Source organism: Pelosinus sp. sgz500959 (assembly GCF_042610375.1).
Lineage (GTDB): Bacteria > Bacillota > Negativicutes > DSM-13327 > DSM-13327 > CTSoil-075.
This window is the reverse complement of sequence record NZ_JBGJZL010000009.1, coordinates 159,328-178,113: the sequence shown is the minus strand read 5'-3', so window position 1 is coordinate 178,113 and position 18,786 is coordinate 159,328. Positions and strand designations below refer to the sequence as shown.

Here is an 18,786-nt window from a genome sequence, read left to right as displayed (position 1 = left end):
GGGTGAGGACTATCTTGTGTAGGATTTTAAAAGGGGTTATATATGCATCTGTCTTTGTTATTTTGCTAGGATGTACTTACCATAGTCGGTCTGCTGCCAATGCCGTAAGCAAAGAACCAACAAAAAGATCGGCATGGGTAGCTTATTGGGATTTAGATGCAGGTGAAAAGGATTTGGATAGAATAGGGGAGAGACTGGATCAAGTTTCTTATTTTGCTGCATATTTTGACAACAATGACCGAGTTTTCATACCAAAAGAATTGAGCGATAAAAAAAATGAACTAAAAAAGAAGAAAGGAAAATATGAAACCTATCTTACTTTTGTCAATGATAAGCAAACCATTGACGGAGTGGTTGTGATGAAAGATATAGAAGTTCTGCGCAGGCTATTTTCCGATGAGATATCTATGGAGAAACATATTGACGATATTATTGTACTGACTTTGCAGGGCGGATATGATGGTATTGAAATTGATTATGAAAGAATATGGAAAGATGGAAAAATCGGACAGTCTTTTTTAACATTTGCTGAAAAACTTTATAAAAAATCCTTAGAAAATAATTTGGATCTAAGGATTGTACTGGAACCGAGTACACCTTTCACCAGTATTGATTTCGTTAGAGGACCCCAATATGTAGTCATGTTTTACAATCTTTACGGATTGCATAGCGAGCCGGGAGCTAAGGCTAATAAGGAATTTATCGAGAAGATATCAACTCGCATGAAAGTCTTACCTGGTGAAAGATCAGTTGCGTTCTCCACAGGAGGTTGCGTGTGGGGTGACAACGGTGAAAAAAGATTTTTGACAGAAGTGGACGCAAAAATCCTTGCAGTGACATATGGCGTTGAAACCAAAAGAGATGAAGAAAGCCAATGCGTAGTTTTTAATTATAAGGACATGGGTGTGACCTATGAAGTTTGGTATGCTGATGTGAAAACTTTAAATTACTGGATAGCGATTGCTAAAAAGCAAGGCGAAAATAACATCAGTCTGTGGCGTCTTGGTGGAAATGTGGATATCAACAAAATAAAATGAATAATAAGAAAACCAGCACTCTCACGAGTTGCTGGTTTTTTTATTCATCGATCATCCCTAAGGTATCAATACGTGGATGTAGTTCTAGCCGTGTGGTAGGTGTATTTTAAAGCATTTGCTTGGCGCTTGTTACTGTTACTTCCAATACTGTACGAATCCATGAGAATTTTTCTTTCATACGATCAAAATCTTCGCCAGATGTTATAAAGCGGGTAGTACCTTTCACGATAAAACCTGTTCCTTTTCCTCTGTAGCCGTCGATTTCTCTGCTGGCAATCGAAAGAAGAACATTGTTATGAGTGCTAAGGTTTTTTTCTGTTTTATTAAAGCCTGCAGCTGGAATTAATAATTTGTCCTCAGGTGTAACCTCTATATAGCTATTCCAAGTATTCACTAAATGAGGGCCATCATCACCACTGGTCACAATGGAGATACATCCATCTGCGGGATGAGAGAGTACGTCCAATAATTTTTCGTTAAGCATAAAAATACATCCTTTCTGTTTTAAATAAAAGCTAATTAATGATTTACTCAGTCGTGGCTTGATACAATTAGTATATCCCATGACTATATTGCAATGTATACTTAATTGCTGAATACCAATGACAATCGCCAATCATGAAGTATATATGAGATATTGATATTATAAAATAAACATATCTCATATTATAGGGGCAATTTTAAAATAAAATAGGGGGTCAGTTTTTAGTGACAATGGATGTGATTTAACCTTGTAACGTAAACAGGCTTACCTCAGCAGGGCAGCCAATTCGGAGAGGGAACCAATGTCCAGTTCCGCTGCTCACATAACCATAGACCCCATTTTCCTGATAGAGACCACGCATATAGGCATAGTTTGACAGCAGTGATTTGCCACCAATTACGACTTGACCACCATGAGTATGACCGGTAATCGTTAAGGGTATTTGTGCAGCGAAACCGTCAATGAGGGCATCAGGATGATGGGCAATTAACACTTTAAATGCATTCGATGGAACATTCTGGTTTGCTGCTGCAAAATTTTGTTGCCTTCTACTCACACTCACATTTATACCACTTTGTGCATTATTACTTGCCCATGGATATTCAACTCCCAGCAGATAAAATGGGCGTTCGCCAGGTACTAATAGGATACTTTCATTTTCAAGATTTTTGATTCTACTTTTATTTAATTCAGCGCGCACCATGGTAATGTCTCGAAAATAATCATGATTCCCCAAACAAAAATAAATACCATGAGGAATGGATGGTTCAAGTTTATTGAATCGATCAATCGCAGGCTTTAATAGATTGAGGTCATCAGCAAAATCACCTGTAATGACCACAATGTCAGGTTTCTCTTGAGCAAGCAATTTAATTGCAGTATCCAGTTTGCTTAAATCAAAATAAGGTCCTAAATGGGTATCACTTATTTGTCCGATTTTAAATCCATTAAGATTGGAGGGGAGATCAGGCATTGAAAGTGAATAGCGTTGTAGTATCATATTGGTCTGCGCTTCATAAATTCCGTTTGTACTAATTCCGATGGCAACGACTGGCGCAACTGCTAAGGTATTATGTAAGAAGTCACGACGTGTCATTCCCGTTGTCGAAGAGTTACTATTTTTCACAGCGGCCTGAGTTTTTCCTCTAATGAATCTGTGGGCGACATAGATCAATGGTTGGAAACTAAAGAGAATCAATTGGCCAAATAGCCAATCTAATGCACCATAAGCCCAATAGTGATCAACTTGATTTTCAATAGTGGAAAATGGTGGACGTTTTGCAAAGCCATATCCTACGACGAAAATTGTGATGAGCGTCATAAGGGAGTAACCATACTTTATAATTTTTGCCCGGTAAAAAGGGAATAATCGGGATAGCAGTCGATGGTTTAGCCAACTTATGAAAGTCGTTAATAGTACGATGACGGTAACAGTATAAATAAATCGCATAGATACCTCCGAAAAATAATTTAATTCCCTCTATCTTGACTATTATGAGATCGATCTTGTTGGTGAATTTCTCCCACTATGCTGTAATCGACTCCACCTTTATTTATCTTTTTAGTGTATCATAAATTCCGTTGACAATCGAGTTAACCAAAGAATCTCTAGTTAGTAAAAAGATAAATGCTGATCTATAAAAATGAATTGTTTTTATAGATCAGTCTTTATTTTGCTTTAAACAGAAAAATAAAGAAATCATTTTGAATTACAAAAGACGAGAAGCAAAAATAGAGGCAAAAATTTATGAACAAAAAGAATAAAAAGAACAAAAACTTCTCCCAGTCCTTGTTACGTGATACTATTGTGAAGGATTTTTCAGATAATAGTAATAAAAAGGGAGTGTTCTTATGAGTAAAAAGCTTGCAGCATTACTCACAGTAGGGGTCGTGTTAGCGATCTGGTTTAGTCCAGTTCCAGCAGGTCTTAAGCCACAAGCTTGGCATTTGTTTGCCATTTTTATGGGTACAGTTCTTGGTTTTATTTTACAACCGATTGAAGCAGGCTCTGTCGCTTTGATCGCGCTGGTTTTAACAGCTTTGACTAATACTATAAAATTTAATGAAGTATTAACAGCGTTTAGTGGGAGTACTGTATGGCTGATTGTTTCAGCATTTATTTTAGCGCGAGCATTTATTATTACAGGGCTTGGTAAGCGTATTGCGTACTTAGTGATGCGATCTTTTGGTAATAGCAGCCTTAAGTTAGTGTATTCTCTGGTGATCAGTGATATCATCATCGGACCCGCTATTCCTTCCAATTCGGCAAGAGCAGGGGGACTTGTTTTTCCTATCGTTGCTAGTTTGGCTCAAGCCTTTGATTCTCATCCAGGAGCCTCATCGAGAAAGATTGGCGCTTTTTTGATGACATCTATTTTTCATATTGATTTCGTTGTTTCGGCCATGTTCATGACAGCTATGGTAGGAAATCCTATTGCTGCTGAGATGGCAAAAAAAATCTTAAATGTTGATATAACTTGGATGAGCTGGTTTATTGCAGCCGTTGTTCCTGGTGTTGTAGCACTTATTACTATTCCATATGTTTTATATAAAATTTATCCGCCTGAAATCAAGAAAACTCCAGAAGCTAGAGAAATGGCGAACAAGGTATTAACAGAAATGGGGCCGATTTCAAGAGGCGAAAAAATTATGATGGCCGTATTTATCGGGCTCTTGGCATTGTGGGCAACAGCTGAAATCACTAAACTCAATGGTACATTAATTGCCTTTATGGGGCTTTGTGTCTTACTTGTTACTAAAGTTCTTACATGGGATCATGTAATTAAAGAAACAAAAGCATGGGATACTCTAGTTTGGGTAGGTAGCGTTATTTTAATGTCCGATTATTTAAATAAAACTGGTTTTATTCCGTGGTTTGCCAAAATACTAGAGAACCAGATGGTGGGAGTTAGTATGGTTGCGGCCGTTTTACTATCTTTCGTGATTTACTTATATAGCCATTATTTCTTTGCAAGTATGTCAGCTCACATCACCTCGATGTATGGTGCTTTGATTACATTGGGTGTTGCTTCAGGTGCACCGCCATTCATTTCGGCTTTCGTCGTAGCGATGGCTTCAAATATCTGTGGGTGTTTAACACACTTTGGCTCAGGTCCATCTCCTGTTTATTTTGGGGCGGGCTATGTTGACCAAAAGACTTGGTGGAAGCTTGGATTTATTGTCTCTCTCATGCATATTGTGATATGGGTGGGAGTTGGTGGCTTATGGTGGAAGGTTCTAGGTTATTGGTAGAATCATAAATTAATAGTGTAGTATGAGGCGTCTTGCTAAGGAATGTCATTCCTTAGCAAGACGCTTTTTGTAGTGAACAGTTATATGCGAGATTATCATTTGACTTTATAAAAAATATCATGATGATCAAAGATAATATGACATATAGTTGTCATATTACTTTATGTATAATTGAAATAAAACTTGAAGTGAATAAAATAAGTAGGAGAGGATATTATGTTTATAGAATTACCAAAGCTAATTTCAGATTTTGTCCAAGCAAAAAATAATCACGATAGTGATGCAGTAACGGCCTATTTTGCAGACAATGCTGTTGTCTACGATGAAGGCGAGGAAATTTGCGGACCTATTGCTATCAAAAAATGGCTTGACATTGTCAATGAAAAATATAAAGTAACCTTAGAAGCCATTCAATTTGTTAGAAAGGATAATGAAATGGTCCTCACTGTCCAGGTTTCAGGTAATTTTGAGGGGAGTCCAATTCCTCTGGATTATCATTTAACAATCAGTGACGACAAAATTTCTACCTTGAGCATCCGACTGGCTGGTGAGTAATTTTCATAGGGAGGAAATCAAATATGCCGCAGCCTTTGAAGGATGTCTATAATGAAGAGTTTCTACGTCAATTTAGCGTAAAGGTACATGATGTATATGATGCTTTTGATATAGAACAATTCATTGCCAAGGTAATGGATCATACATGGAATGAACTTGCCTTAAAAGAACGAATGCGACGGATTACTGAAATACTTAGAGGGCATTTACCCAATCGATATGAGGATTCTATGGATATTTTATTCGCTATTGATGAGGAGTGTGTGGGATTTCCATATTTATTCTTTCCTGATTTTGTAGCGGTATATGGTCAGGCGGAGGAACACTGGGAACTTTCCATGAAAGCATTAGAACGCTTTACCATAAGGTCTTCCGCGGAATTTGCTGTAAGACCCTTTCTGCAACGTGATCCTGAGAAGATGATGTCTCAGATGGTACAATGGTCGAAGCATTCAAATGAACATGTCAGGCGACTTGCCAGCGAGGGATGCCGACCTCGGTTACCCTGGGGTGAGGCACTTTCAATGTTCAAAGAGGATCCCTCTCTCGTACTTGATGTACTGGAGATATTGAAGAATGATTCATCTCTTTATGTGCGAAAAAGCGTTGCGAATAACTTAAACGACATTTCGAAAGATCATCCGATGGTTGTACTTGAAATCGTTCGTCGCTGGAAAGGTGTGCATTTAAATACGGATTGGATCCTACGGCATGGCTGCCGAACATTGATCCGTAAGGCAGATCCAGTGGTGATGTCTTTGTTTGGTTATGCAGAAACAATCGGGGCAACCCCTTTAATCACCCATGCGTCGTTGGTAGTAGAGCCAACTGTGCTGAAGATCGGTGAAAGTTGTGAGCTGCGGTATGAAGTTTGTATGCGGGAAGGAGAATCAGCACGCATACGCACGGAATATGGAATTGATTTTGTGAAGGCCAGAGGGCAGACATCTCGCAAAATTTTTCTGCTATCGGATAAAACAGTATCCGGTGGTGTACAGCTTAGTGGAACACGGACCCATCGTTGGTCAAATCTGACGACCCGTCGACATTACCCAGGTCAACATCGAATTGTACTATTGGTTAACGGATGTGAAGTTGCTCATTCTGTACTGGAGCTAGTAACAAATAACAATGGGAGGTTACGAGAATGATTACAAATAATCTACTTCTCAAATTAAAGGAAAGAAATAGTGAAAATATTATAAAAACCAGAGACGTACTGCTGAGTATGCGGGGGAAAATTGAATGTCTTCGGGATTTAAAAGTAGAAGTTGATATACGTCATGGAGAGGCATCCTATGATATAATATTGATTACTCAATTTGATTCCATGGAAGATTTTGATGCTTATTTAATACATCCAGTACATACGGAAGTATCCAAATACATCATCAGTGTCTTAGAAACGGGCGCAGCAGTATGTTATGAATCTTAAGTTAGCGTGTGGGATCGTTTATTGCTGATATCAGTCGATTGCTTGTGATGGCTGTAGCAGACTATTTCTGGGAAATAAAAAGTATAGAAAAACCTTCTAATAGCGCGGTTTAACCGTTCTCATTGGAAGGTTTTTTTTAAGGTAAGGCATTAATAACTGATCAATTAGAAAGGAGAGTAGAGTAAAGAGTAGAATTAAATGGAAATAAAGTGATGGATTCCAAGGACATTATGGAATGATAGCGAATGTAAGGAGTTAAGAATTTTTTTACGTAAAATCAATAAAAACGATCATTCTTCTATAGTATTTTGCACTCTAAATATTGGGTATTATAAACAGGATATGAAAAAATTAATAAAGAAATAACAGCATGTAACGATTTCCTTTGTAATGCCTTAATATAAATAATTGAAAGAAAAGCGAGGAGGATATTCAAATGGATAAGATTAGGTTGGGGCGTACGAATTTAATGGTGAGTAAAAGTGGGTTTGGCGCATTGCCGATACAACGCATTTCCTTTGAAGAAACTAAAAGGATATTGAGAGCGGCTTATGATCATGGGATAAATTTTTTTGATACGGCCCGCATGTATACGGATAGTGAGGAAAAGCTAGGTTATGCTCTTGCCGATGTAAGAAGTCATATTATCATTGCGACGAAGAGCCAAGCCAAGGATAAGAAAACCCTATTTAGTCACCTAGAAACCAGCTTAAAAAATTTAAAAACGGACTATGTAGATCTTTTGCAATTACATAACCCTAAAGAAATACCAAATCCTGAAGATGCTGAAAGCCTTTATTCAGGTTTAGTAGAGGCAAAACAAAAAGGTATGATCCGTTTCATTGGATTTACAAATCATAATATAAAAACAGCGATGCAGGTCGCAGAGTCAGAGTTGTATGATACCATTCAATTTCCTTTAAACTCTCTTTCATCGGATGAAGATTTAAAACTGATTGATCTCTGCAAGAAAAAAGATATTGGCGTGATTGCCATGAAAGGGCTATCAGGTGGATTAATTACCAATGCTTCCACTACCTTTGCTTTTTTAAGACAATTCGATAATGTGGTACCGATCTGGGGAATTCAAAAAATGAGTGAACTAGAAGAGTTTATAGCGTTAGAAAAAAATCCACCTGTGTTAGATGAGGCCATGTGGAAACTGATTCATAAGGATCAGACCGAATTGGCGGGGAATTTTTGTCGTGGATGTGGATATTGCATGCCCTGTCCTGTCGGAATTGAAATACCGACTCAGGCACGAATATCACTGCTTTTGGCAAGAGCACCCTATCAACCATTCATGGAAGATAGCTTTAAGGGAAAGATGGATTTAATCAATCAATGTATAGAGTGTGGCCACTGTAAAAATCATTGTCCCTATGAGCTTGATACGCCAAACCTCTTAAAAAGAGAACTGAAGAAGTATTATGAATTCTACGAAGGTTATATGAAAAAATAAAAAATCTAATCATGCGGTTTTCGGACTGCATGATTAGACTTTTTTTATGCTGAATTTCATTGTGAGTAAAAAGTGAAAGAAATCAACGAGATTTTTCTTTTAATGTTAACTTATATAGACGTTTGGCAGCATACATCTCTGTATCAGCTTTGTTAATGAGATCGTTTACTGAAATAGGGTCTGTAGGATCATATTCAGCAAATCCATGGCTCACGCTGAGAGGATAGTTATGGTGTTGTTCGCTATTATAGAAATCAATGCAGTCTTCAATTTTTCTCCACAGTTCCATGGCTTGCCCTCGGTCACAACCTGGTAATATGAGTAAAAATTCATCACCACCAAATCTGCATACGGCATCAGACTTACGCAACTTTTTAAGAAGCAATTGACTGGTAGCTTGGATTAAGTTGTCGCCTGCTTGGTGTCCATAAGTATCATTCACTATCTTTAGGTGATTTACATCTGTAAAAATAACTGTGAGTTTACTATTGTTTTTACTTGAATGGTCGATTTCCTGTTGCAGGAAAGCTAGGCCCGTTCCGCGGTTTAATATCCCCGTTAGATAATCAGGCGTTTTTAAAATTTTTAGTTGATCTCTTGCTTTCTTACGTTGAGTGATTGAGACTGTACAAAGAATGACTAACAATCCTGCCAAGAAAAAAGTAGAATATCTTTCAAAAATTGAAAGGGGCTTGTTGATGATAATGCTGTCAGCAGGTAGAAGTGCTGGGTTAAGGTCATATTTAGCTAGATATTTGTAATCGAACATATATTTATTAGGGCTTTGTTTTACAACGGGTATATCTTGCGGTTTTTCTCCATTTAGTATACGTAAGAGCATCGATGCTGCGGTCTCACCTTGATAATAACCACTAGAGAGCATTCCGCCGACGATACCCCGTTCCATGTAAAAATCCCAAACTGAATAAATTGGTACAACCGCTGTCTCGGCAATAATACGAATGCTTTCCTCATAAGAAAAAATATTATTAGATTTATCTTTATTGAAACTTAATAATAAGATGATTGTATCATTTGATAGCTTAGCAACACGATCTTGTATTTCAGACATATTCATATCTTCATAAAAGATAAAATTGATGTAAGAAAAGTTTGGAATGACATCATTTAATAATTTTTTATTTGCTTCCCCTGTAAGACTTTTATCATTAATAATGACAATATTTTTGATGTTCGGTTGCAATTTCAGTGCAATTTCAATGGTTTTTTGTACGTCAACCAATTCTAGGACACCGGTAATCAATTTATTATCAGCAAGATCACTATCTTGAAAATAATTTACACCACAAAAGACAATGGGTATGTTGGGGAAAATCTCCCAACCGTACTTGAGTAAGAAGTTATAAGCATCATCATCAGAAATAATAATTCCATCGAAATGTTTATTTTGGAATTTATATTTATATATTTCATAAAGTTTTTGAATATATTCTGGCCCTGTATTTTGTTTAGTATCCATGAATTCATAAGATGCGTCGATATCCGTATTTGCATTGAGGATAGACTTGATACCGCTAATAAGGCTATCTGTCCAGGCCATACCGCTGTGGTATGAATTAAGTACTAGAATTTGTTTTTTCCCAGAATAAGTATCATTAATAATAATACTTTCTTGTGGCAGATCAGACGGTTTGATATTAAATCGTTTCATTTGACTACGATCGAACATATAATGGTTTGGACTATTTTTCACAATGGGGATATTCGAAGGCTTTTCTCCGTGTAATATTCGTTGGGCAAGATTAGCTGCTAGTTCTCCTTGGTAATAGCCACTTGTAAGCATTCCGCCGACAAGCCCAGAACCTAAAGAAAAATCCCATACACCATAGATAGGAACGGTACTGCTTGCTGAAATCTGAGAGATACTTTCTGAATAGGAAAATTTATTACCTGATCGATCTTGAAAAAAAATCAAAAATAGGACTAAACTGTCAGGAGGTAGATGAGCTACGTTTTCTTTGATTTCATTCATATCATACTCTTCTAAAGAGATGAAGTTAACTTGATCTTTAAATTGCGGAATTGTTTCTTGTAACGTTTTTTCAATGGATTTTCCAGTCATGGTATTGTCATTAATGACGTATACATTTTTAGTGGCAGGGTGTAATTTTAAAGCAATATCGAGAGTTGACTTGATATCTTGTCCTTCAACAACACCAGTAAAAAGTGTTTGCCCAGTGAGCATTGAGTCATCAAAATAATTGACCCCACAAAAAACGATAGGTGTATTAGGAAAGAGTTGGTCATGGTACTTTAATAAGAAAGCAAAAGCTGGATCATCAGAGGCGATGATCACGTCAAATCTTTTTTCTTGAAATTTATATTTATATGTCTTAGAGAGTTGGTCAATATAGTCATTATCAGAGATTCTGTGTGTATCCATATATTCAATCTGTAGGTCAATGTTTTGGGCATTTGGACCAAAGACAGAAGTGATTCCCTCGACGATATTATCACTCCATTTATAATCCTTGTGATAGGAATTGAGCACTAAAACAGATTTTTTTGTAATACCTTGCGCCGTGACTGGTAAGATGATACTAATCATTAGGAGTACGATTAGGAAAAGTAGAGAAATACATTTTTTTGTATTAATATATGTCACTATAATTACTAAATCTCCTTTAATATCGAATGAGTATTAATGATGTTTCTAATTTTTAAAATTCGACATATTGAAAAAATTTCCTGCATAGTTCCCATTAATAACTAAGTGCTTAGGGATGTGCATTAAATTCTCATTGAAGAAGTCTTTCTTCAATGAGAATTTTTCGTGTGAACAAATTAGTGAGTGGTACTAAAAACAGATAAAATGCATAGAAGATGAAACCTGAGTCGGCAGCTAGGGCTGCTGCAGGGACCGCTCCTGCAATATTCCACGGGATAAGGGCTGATATTAATATGACAGTGTTTTCTATGTCTAGGGCAAGCTGGTAGGTGGCAAGACCTTTTTTCTCATAGATCTTGTATTGAATTTGATGAGTAAGCATAATTGCAAGAGTCTGGTTGCAGCTAAAGGCGGCTGTGACGATACTTGCAAGTATTGTGGCGGGATACAAATTGATTTTGTCGCTGAGTCTTTCAAAAAAAACTTCAATTTCACTTAATAAACCAGTGCCTTCAAAAATGCCAGAATAAGCAGAAGAAATGAGTACAATCAGAGAAACTTTAAGCATAGAGTAGAGACCTCCACCTTGTATGATCTCTGCGAAAAAACTGACTTTATCCATTTTGTAGCCAGTGGTTATATAGTCGAGCATTTGAAAAAATGTAATGTGTTGAACAAAGAATCCAATCAATATACCAGATAAAATACTGATACCCATTGAGAGTTTTACATCAATCTTAAAAGCGGCAAGAAGGAGGATAATCACAGCAGGAAATAATACAATAGGATTGATCGTAAAGGCATTTAAGATTTCAGATCCGATTTCTTGATTATAAACGGCAAGAGGATTTAAGTATGATAAATAAATATAGCCTATGATAGAGAGTAAGAACGGGATGATCGTGGTTTTAAGCATGTTATTAATATTGATATAAAGTTTCGTATCTGTTAAGGCTGCGACGAGATTGGCACTGGAGGACATAGGGGAGCAACGGTCACCAAAATAGGCACCTGCAATGATTGCACCTGCTGTTACATTGATATCTACATTACCGCTTTTGGCCATAACCATAAGAACAACACCGATCGTTCCCACAGTGCCAAATGAAGTTCCAAGCAAGAAAGATACGATGCAGCATAACAAAAATGCAAACAGTATGAAATACTTTGCACTCATGAAGGCTGTTCCATAATAGACGATAAAGGCAATTGTGCCACAAGCTCTCCAAACCGCAGTAATTGCGCCGATCAGTACAAAAATTTTAATGACAATCAGGGCTTTTTGTGAGCCTTTTAGTATCATCTTACATAAACTACTTAGCCTATAACCTTTGCGTAAGGATACAAAAGTAAAGCCAATAAGTCCTAACAGAAGAGGGACGAGTATTGATACTTCGTTGTAAATGCTAATAAGCAGAGAAACAAAGAAAAGAATAAAGACTAGGATTGTTTCCAAAAAAACACCTCTTTCGTAGTTAATTCATCATTTTTTTGCGATACGCTCTATGATTATTATAACAGAAGCAAAGGGCATGTTTTTTTACGTAATCAAAAGAAAGTATAACACTTTCTCGATTAGAAGTAAGGGTAACTAAGACTTTGGTCTGGGCTGGGGACTGAAGTCAAGTTTTCTTTATAAGACCATAAAATGTAATATCTTTAATTTATAGTAAATTAGTAAGTCGAAAAAAATTAAGAAAATTAAAGGTAAATAATCATTATTCACGAATTTAATTAATGATTTAATAATTACAAATGATTAATTAAATGTACTAATGCTGTATTTTCTAGAATTGTATATATTGGGATAGAAGGGTGACGATATGCAATATACAGGAAGAATCGCTGCTTGTCTCATTGTTTTAACGGCTATTACAGTTATGAGACTATATGCCTATGTTTATGTGGGTTATCCACTGACTGCTCCACCGATCATTGGAGTTATTTTTTTATTTATCGCTTTTAAAGCTGGTGGCCAATATGATAAAGTTAAATTTTTTTCGGAAAAAGATAGTCTAACAGGTTGTTATAATCGAAGGTTTATTAACACTATTTTCCCGACTCTTTTGGCGAAGGTGAAGAAAAACAATGAGAAATTAAGTGTGGCTCTTTTAGATTGCGACAACTTTAAGACCATCAATGATGCACATGGACATGTAAAAGGAGATTTCGTATTACAAGAGCTTTCAACATTGCTGTTAACTCATATCAGGAAAAGTGATATGGTTGCTCGCTGGGGGGGCGATGAGTTTTTAATTATTGCGCCATATGCCGATGAAAATGATATTAAGGTAATTGTTCATCGCTTTGAAGAAAAATTAAAAGAACTATCTGGAAGTTTAAAAATGAGTATTACTGTTTCAAGTGGATTTGCGACCTATCCTCAGGACGCACAAAGAATCGATGAGTTAATAAACATCGCCGATCGTAATATGTATGTACTTAAAAAGAGGAAAACAGATCATTGCTTACGATAATTTTCATAACAGAAAGCAGTGCGAAGGACAACTTATTACTTAACAATTTCAATGTGATCAATAGCTAATTGTTATTGATATCCTTTTAAAAAATTGACTTAATATTTACAATATTCTCAATGATAGTCATTATCAATAAAAGTGTTGACAAAGTAATAATAATGGGATAACCTTATAAACAAGCTGATTAGAAAAACTAAAGGCTGTGAAGTAATATCTGCTTCACAGCCTTTCTGCTTAAATTTTTTATTGGTAAAAAATGTAAATTTTAACTATGTTTATTGACTAAAAAAATATTTGGCAAACTTACTGAAAAGTAGGGACGCAAAGCTATGGATCTAAGGACTATCAGTCTATGATTGCCAGGTTACCCTTGAAAGAGGTATTGAAACCTAGGCATCCGTCTAGGTTTTATTGTTTTTTAAAATAAGATTTAAAGTTGTGACGGAAAACTGGGAAGAGTGGACGAGGAACATAAAGAGATGTTATGGTATTAAGGAATGCCTAAAAATGTTATTTTTTTGTAAATAATTGTCGAATTATCTTCCCTGCAGAGCAACTTTGAAGTTATTATAAAAGTGTAGATCAATTATAAACAAATTAATGTTTATTCTTGAAAATAAAGGAGAAAAAATATGTCGATTAAAACAAAAACAATTACATTGTTATTAATCTCTCTTCTCGTAACAGGTCTTGTCGTCGGTGCATCAGGTATGTATGTTCTTTATGGAAAAACATTAGATGGTACACAAATAGATATGAATGGTCAAGCTCTTGAGCTTGCTGGTGAGGTGAGTGAATTATTTTCTTCATTTAATAGAAGTGGGAAATTTTATGCTGAAGACCCTGACTTAAAATCAGGGGATGCTTCTCGTATACAAGGGAAGATCGATACATATTTTGCTGCGACTTGGGGAGCTGATCATCTCGTTTTTATTAATTCAGCGGGAACTCGTATTGCGACCACTCCGTATGAAGTGAAAGCAATAGGAGCTAGTTTAGCCGATCGCAAATTCTTTAAAGATACAATGAATGATCAAAAATCACACATTAGTGATGTCTTGATTAACAGGGCGACAGGAGTCCCTTCCGTCGTTGTTACCCAACCTGTTAAGGGGGGCGATGGGAAAATGGTGGGAATGATTGCTCAGTCCGTCGACCTAGCAACACTTCAAAACTTTTTGGCCCAAATCAAAGTAGGGCAAACTGGAGTAATTGCCATTGTTGCTCGAGATGGATCACTATTAGCCCATACAAATAGTGACTTACTAAAAGAACAGAAAAAGATTCCTGAAAACACCTTACAGACTGTAATAAATGATCCAGGGCATCTTACTTCATACCAAGATTTAGCAGGGAGAGAGTCTTTGGTTCTCGCCGTGCCTGTTAAAAATACAGATTGGCTCGTTCTTGTTAGCTTACCAAAGAGTGAGATTAAAAGCGATTTTTATGCAAGTTTAATTTCAATGACGATTTCTCTTTTGATTACTCTTCTTATTGTTGGATTTGTGGCATGGATATTCCTGATGAGACTCTTACGTCCGATTGAAGAGATTTCTAAGGAAGTTGCGAAGATTGGTGATGGTGATCTGTCTGTGAGTATTAGCCATTCATCTAATGACGAAATCGGCATATTGGCGCGAGCTGTGTCTAGTGCTATAGAGAATTTTAGAAAAATGATTGTAAAAGTCCAAGAGGCTAGCGAAATGGTGTCGGCTTCTTCTGAAGAATTAACAGCAAATACAGAGCAATTGGCCCAGGCTGCAGATCAAGTGTCAACGGCAATTGCAGATGTAGCTAACGGCACTGGGAATCAAATGCAGGCTGTAGACACCACAATGAACATTGTTGAGCAAATGTCGGCAGGTCTTCAACAAATTGCAGCAAATACGGGTAGTGTTTCTGCTACAGCCGAAAAAACATCAAGTGCTGCTCTCGAAGGTGGCAAAGCCGTTCAAAAGGTTACTAGCCAGATGGCCAACATTGAAACGTCAGTGAATAATTCGGCGATGGTAGTGGCTAAACTTGGTGAACGCTCAAAGGAAATTGGGCAAATCGTTGATACCATTTCTGGCATAGCAGGTCAAACAAATTTATTAGCTTTAAACGCTGCCATTGAAGCAGCTCGCGCTGGAGAACAAGGGCGAGGTTTTGCTGTGGTTGCAGAAGAGGTTAGGAAACTTGCGGAACAGTCTAGCGGAGCGGCAAAAGAAATTGCAACATTGATCGGAGAGATTCAGGGCGATACTGATAAGGCTGTCATGGTTATGAATGAAGGAACAAATGAAGTGAAAAAGGGTACCGAAGTTGCTCATCTAGCTGGACAATCTTTTGTTGAGATTGCTTCTCTTGTTGAAAATGTATCTGATGAAATCCGTGGTATTTCAGCGGCAATTGAAGAGATGGCAGGTGGGAGTCAGCAAATTGTATCTTCTGTAAAAGATATTGCACAAATCAGTAAAGCAACGACTGGTCAAACACAAACGGTATCTGCAGCGACTGAAGAACAGTCTGCATCTATCCAAGAGATTGCTTCTTCCAGTACGGATCTATCCACTATGGCAGGAGATTTACAAGCAATCGTATCAAAGTTTCGAATTTAGAGCAATGTTAGTAAATTAAAGATAAGAATGGAGAGATGAGTGATGTCAAATATAGGCTTTCGTATTTTTCCAAATGTTGATAAACCAGCTAAAACTTTAATTGATGGTTTTAAGGGAATCCCCGTGGCGAATATCGCAGACAATATGAACCGTATGTCATGCATGAACTCTAAAATTCGTCCGGTTAATGATACGCCATTACTTGGTCCAGCATTTACCGTTAAGTCACGTCCAGGGGATAATCTTTTACTGAGTAAAGCTCTTGATCTTGCAGAACCTGGTGATATTATCGTAGTTGATGTCCAAGGCGATTTGACCAATGCCGTTATGGGCGAGTTAATGACCCTCTGGGCAAAGCAAAGAGGCATCGGCGGATTTATTATTGATGGTGCCATTCGTGACCTGGGAGCACTCAAAAAGATGGATATACCTATTTATGCAGTCGGTGTCACTCCGATGGGACCATATAAAGATGGACCTGGTGAAATTAATGTTCCCATCTCTTGCGGAGGTATCGTTGTACATCCAGGGGATATCCTAGTCGGTGATGAAGATGGTATTGTTGTGATAAAAGCTCAGGATGCAGAAGAATTATTGGAAAAATCCAAGGCTACTTCTCGCAAGGAAGACAAAATAAAAGAAGCGATAGCAAACAAGGCGTGGGACCGCACTTGGGTTGATCAATTTCTTGATAAGTTGAACGCTGAAGTTGTGAAGAACAGATAAATGTAGTAGGGATGTGATCGTATGAATTGGGATAATGCTCCGATTCTAGTTGTTCTAGTATTATCAGTGATTGGCAATAATCATACAGTAGCGATTGCTGCATTGGTGTTGTTATTGATTCAAAAATTGAGTTTAATAAGTTTATTTCCTTATATAGAAAGCTATGGCATGAACCTTGGCATCATTATTTTGACGATTGCGGTGTTAAGTCCATTAGCACAAGGACGTATATCTGTAAATGAAATCGGAGGTTTATTCAAGGCACCCGTTGGTCTTGTTGCGATTGTCATTGGAATTTTAGTAGCCTGGATAGCGGGTCAAGGTGTTGTTTTTATGAAAGAATCACCGGAGACAACAACGGCTTTAATCGTTGGTACAATTATTGGTGTTTGTTTCTTTCGCGGCTTACCTGTCGGACCACTTATCGCTGGTGGCATGGTAGCTCTTATTGTAAATGTACTGGATTTCTCAAAGCACTAAAGATATCTTAAATTGATAGAAAAAATCCCTCACCAAACGAAATTGTTGGTGAGGGATTCTCATTTTATTTGATATTAGGATTAGAATTTCAAAGTTGCTCCTAGAGCAGTGCGGTTACTATTGCTACCTCCGTCTGGCATAAAAGAACGATAGTTAAAATTAACGTCCAGATTATGAGTGAGGTTATAGTTAGCTCCAACTTGTAGTTCTTTAAAATCATTAGCTCCAATCAGGGAGGCGTAACCATCTAGAGAAGGTGCTAATGGACTATTGATTGCAGCTCCTACGTATACTTTTGAATTAGAATTATAATCTCTGCTGCCGACAATCGCTCTAATATTGTCATTAAGGTTAACTTGCCCATAAATATCGTTCTTTTGCAATCCAAGTGTAAGATTGTCAGACATCTTGTGTTCGATATAGAAGCCATCATCGATCACGCCGAGAGCGGTCTCACCTTGTGTAAGGTTATTAATAGGGGCGGCAAAACCAGTGCTAAGACCTAAAGTGAGTAATGAAACAACAGTAAGTGCGATTTTTTTCATGAGAAGCCCTCCTAACATATTTATGTCTGTCTCGTAAGAGACAGTTTATTCACTCGTTTCATGGTATGGATTAATGTAATGACCTCCTAGATTTAATTATATCTTCTAAATGTGACAAAAATATGACAGAAGTATGATAAGTGTGTGACCTTATTTTATAAGAAAAAGTTAAAAGACCTGCGAAAAACTCTCAGAAGAATTTTACAGGTCTTTTAATTTAGAATAAAAAATATTTATTTAGCACATTCTTATTGTCCATGATCCTTTTCCTGGGCAAGCAATTTTTCAATATCAGCAATTAATTGATTTGGTGAAGTGATTGGGGCATAACGATTATAAACATTACCCTTCCCATCAATTAAGAATTTTGTAAAGTTCCACTTAATCGATTTGCCGAGTAGGCTAGGGGTCTTTTCTGTAAGATAAGTAAATAAGGGATCAGCCTTAGAGCCTTTGACATCAATCTTTGAAAAAACAGGAAAGGTAACGCCAAAGTTTATTTGACAAAAAGTAACAATCTCTTGATCGCTCCCAGGTTCTTGCTTCAAAAATTGATTACACGGAAAAGCCAATACCGTGAATTTATCTTTCCCATATGTTTCATAAAGTTGTTGTAATTGTTGGTATTGAGATGTAAATCCGCATTTACTAGCCGTGTTGACAATGAGCAGAACTTTACCTTTATAATCAGATAAAGATTGTTGCTTTCCATTTACAGTATTCACTGAAAATTCATAAATACTCATAAGAACCTCCCTATTTTATAATTTTGAACATTCGATTGATTTCAATTAGAATTTACACAATCGAATTAAAAGTGTCAATACCCAAATTACGTTATAACTCTTTAGAACGATCTTTATCCCGATTTTATAATGCTGAAACAGTTCGTTCTTCTCCCAGATGGTGGAGGCGTGTCTAATTTATTGTACATTATTGATTTATTTCCACTATGTTATACAGCAGGCAATCAAAAGAAGTGATATGATTGCCTGCTATTTTTTGAATTCTGCCCTCCTTATGTGATACTTAATGATTGGCATGTAACTTGCATAAATAGACTGTAGATATTCTAAAGTCTATTGTTTAATTGAAATAGAG

General features: G+C 36.9%; 16 protein-coding genes and 1 riboswitch. Of the genes, 10 read left to right on the top strand and 6 right to left on the bottom strand.

Annotated elements, in window-relative coordinates; genetic code table 11:
* Window positions 1-2 precede the first annotated feature (2 nt).
* Window positions 3-1,037 (top strand): hypothetical protein, encoded by a 1,035-nt coding sequence (locus tag ACAN52_RS15360; protein ID WP_378955802.1) that lies wholly within the window; start codon window positions 3-5, stop codon window positions 1,035-1,037.
* 106 nt (window positions 1,038-1,143) lie between these two features.
* Here ACAN52_RS15360 and ACAN52_RS15355 read toward each other — a convergent pair whose 3' ends face one another.
* Together ACAN52_RS15355 and ACAN52_RS15350 are read right to left on the bottom strand one after the other, a co-directional pair.
* Entirely contained in the window at window positions 1,144-1,521 is a 378-nt protein-coding gene (locus ACAN52_RS15355) for a pyridoxamine 5'-phosphate oxidase family protein (RefSeq protein WP_378955801.1), read from the bottom strand.
* A 241-nt stretch (window positions 1,522-1,762) separates the two neighbouring features.
* Complete coding sequence (locus ACAN52_RS15350; protein WP_378955799.1) at window positions 1,763-2,971, bottom strand: metallophosphoesterase; 1,209 nt, start codon at window positions 2,969-2,971, stop codon at window positions 1,763-1,765.
* Between the two features lie 401 nt (window positions 2,972-3,372).
* On the opposite strand from ACAN52_RS15350, the gene ACAN52_RS15345 reads away from it, so the two are divergent.
* The 5 genes from ACAN52_RS15345 to ACAN52_RS15325 all read left to right on the top strand — a co-directional run bounded on the left by ACAN52_RS15345 (window position 3,373) and on the right by ACAN52_RS15325 (window position 8,225).
* Window positions 3,373-4,773, top strand: coding sequence for an anion permease (locus tag ACAN52_RS15345; protein ID WP_378955798.1), 1,401 nt, complete (start codon window positions 3,373-3,375; stop codon window positions 4,771-4,773).
* 216 nt (window positions 4,774-4,989) lie between these two features.
* On the top strand, window positions 4,990-5,328 hold the full coding sequence (locus ACAN52_RS15340) for a nuclear transport factor 2 family protein (protein ID WP_378955797.1): 339 nt from the start codon (window positions 4,990-4,992) through the stop codon (window positions 5,326-5,328).
* Between the two features lie 23 nt (window positions 5,329-5,351).
* Entirely contained in the window at window positions 5,352-6,479 is a 1,128-nt protein-coding gene (locus ACAN52_RS15335) for a DNA alkylation repair protein (RefSeq protein ID WP_378955796.1), read from the top strand.
* Complete coding sequence (locus tag ACAN52_RS15330) at window positions 6,476-6,763, top strand: Dabb family protein (RefSeq protein WP_378955795.1); 288 nt, start codon at window positions 6,476-6,478, stop codon at window positions 6,761-6,763. Before ACAN52_RS15335 ends, ACAN52_RS15330 begins: the two co-directional genes overlap by 4 nt.
* A gap of 436 nt (window positions 6,764-7,199) precedes the next feature.
* Window positions 7,200-8,225, top strand: a complete 1,026-nt coding sequence (locus tag ACAN52_RS15325) for an aldo/keto reductase (protein WP_378955794.1) — start codon at window positions 7,200-7,202, stop codon at window positions 8,223-8,225.
* 82 nt (window positions 8,226-8,307) lie between these two features.
* On the opposite strand, the gene ACAN52_RS15320 is transcribed toward ACAN52_RS15325, so the two are convergent.
* Window positions 8,308-10,851, bottom strand: a complete 2,544-nt coding sequence (locus ACAN52_RS15320; protein ID WP_378955792.1) for an ABC transporter substrate binding protein — start codon at window positions 10,849-10,851, stop codon at window positions 8,308-8,310.
* A 133-nt stretch (window positions 10,852-10,984) separates the two neighbouring features.
* Complete coding sequence (locus ACAN52_RS15315; protein ID WP_378955791.1) at window positions 10,985-12,310, bottom strand: Na+/H+ antiporter NhaC family protein; 1,326 nt, start codon at window positions 12,308-12,310, stop codon at window positions 10,985-10,987.
* 367 nt (window positions 12,311-12,677) lie between these two features.
* Here ACAN52_RS15315 and ACAN52_RS15310 point away from each other — a divergent pair, with 367 nt between their 5' ends.
* From ACAN52_RS15310 to ACAN52_RS15295, 4 genes are all read left to right on the top strand, one after another.
* Window positions 12,678-13,331, top strand: a complete 654-nt coding sequence (locus ACAN52_RS15310; protein WP_378955790.1) for a GGDEF domain-containing protein — start codon at window positions 12,678-12,680, stop codon at window positions 13,329-13,331.
* 289 nt (window positions 13,332-13,620) lie between these two features.
* Window positions 13,621-13,706, top strand: a riboswitch (cyclic di-GMP riboswitch).
* Between the two features lie 260 nt (window positions 13,707-13,966).
* Window positions 13,967-15,934 (top strand): methyl-accepting chemotaxis protein, encoded by a 1,968-nt coding sequence (locus ACAN52_RS15305; protein ID WP_378955789.1) that lies wholly within the window; start codon window positions 13,967-13,969, stop codon window positions 15,932-15,934.
* A 42-nt stretch (window positions 15,935-15,976) separates the two neighbouring features.
* Window positions 15,977-16,660, top strand: coding sequence for an RraA family protein (locus ACAN52_RS15300; RefSeq protein WP_378955788.1), 684 nt, complete (start codon window positions 15,977-15,979; stop codon window positions 16,658-16,660).
* A 21-nt stretch (window positions 16,661-16,681) separates the two neighbouring features.
* Window positions 16,682-17,140, top strand: coding sequence for a DUF441 domain-containing protein (locus ACAN52_RS15295; protein WP_378955787.1), 459 nt, complete (start codon window positions 16,682-16,684; stop codon window positions 17,138-17,140).
* An 80-nt stretch (window positions 17,141-17,220) separates the two neighbouring features.
* Here the strand turns inward: ACAN52_RS15295 and ACAN52_RS15290 are convergent, their stop codons facing one another.
* Entirely contained in the window at window positions 17,221-17,685 is a 465-nt protein-coding gene (locus tag ACAN52_RS15290) for a hypothetical protein (RefSeq protein WP_378955786.1), read from the bottom strand.
* Window positions 17,686-17,933: 248 nt separating this feature from the next.
* Window positions 17,934-18,431: a glutathione peroxidase gene (locus ACAN52_RS15285; protein ID WP_378955785.1), complete on the bottom strand. Its 498-nt coding sequence runs from the start codon at window positions 18,429-18,431 to the stop codon at window positions 17,934-17,936.
* Between the last annotated feature and the right edge of the window lie 355 nt (window positions 18,432-18,786).

What these genes read in the sequence shown, in the direction of transcription:
- ACAN52_RS15285 (WP_378955785.1), bottom strand. Translation starts at nt 18,431, where the DNA reads ATGAGTATTTATGAATTTTCAGTGAATACTGTAAATGGAAAGCAACAA.
- ACAN52_RS15325 (WP_378955794.1), top strand. Translation starts at nt 7,200, where the DNA reads ATGGATAAGATTAGGTTGGGGCGTACGAATTTAATGGTGAGTAAAAGT.
- ACAN52_RS15300 (WP_378955788.1), top strand. Translation starts at nt 15,977, where the DNA reads ATGTCAAATATAGGCTTTCGTATTTTTCCAAATGTTGATAAACCAGCT.
- ACAN52_RS15340 (WP_378955797.1), top strand. Translation starts at nt 4,990, where the DNA reads ATGTTTATAGAATTACCAAAGCTAATTTCAGATTTTGTCCAAGCAAAA.
- ACAN52_RS15290 (WP_378955786.1), bottom strand. Translation starts at nt 17,685, where the DNA reads ATGAAAAAAATCGCACTTACTGTTGTTTCATTACTCACTTTAGGTCTT.
- ACAN52_RS15295 (WP_378955787.1), top strand. Translation starts at nt 16,682, where the DNA reads ATGAATTGGGATAATGCTCCGATTCTAGTTGTTCTAGTATTATCAGTG.
- ACAN52_RS15305 (WP_378955789.1), top strand. Translation starts at nt 13,967, where the DNA reads ATGTCGATTAAAACAAAAACAATTACATTGTTATTAATCTCTCTTCTC.
- ACAN52_RS15310 (WP_378955790.1), top strand. Translation starts at nt 12,678, where the DNA reads ATGCAATATACAGGAAGAATCGCTGCTTGTCTCATTGTTTTAACGGCT.
- ACAN52_RS15350 (WP_378955799.1), bottom strand. Translation starts at nt 2,971, where the DNA reads ATGCGATTTATTTATACTGTTACCGTCATCGTACTATTAACGACTTTC.
- ACAN52_RS15355 (WP_378955801.1), bottom strand. Translation starts at nt 1,521, where the DNA reads ATGCTTAACGAAAAATTATTGGACGTACTCTCTCATCCCGCAGATGGA.
- ACAN52_RS15335 (WP_378955796.1), top strand. Translation starts at nt 5,352, where the DNA reads ATGCCGCAGCCTTTGAAGGATGTCTATAATGAAGAGTTTCTACGTCAA.
- ACAN52_RS15330 (WP_378955795.1), top strand. Translation starts at nt 6,476, where the DNA reads ATGATTACAAATAATCTACTTCTCAAATTAAAGGAAAGAAATAGTGAA.
- ACAN52_RS15345 (WP_378955798.1), top strand. Translation starts at nt 3,373, where the DNA reads ATGAGTAAAAAGCTTGCAGCATTACTCACAGTAGGGGTCGTGTTAGCG.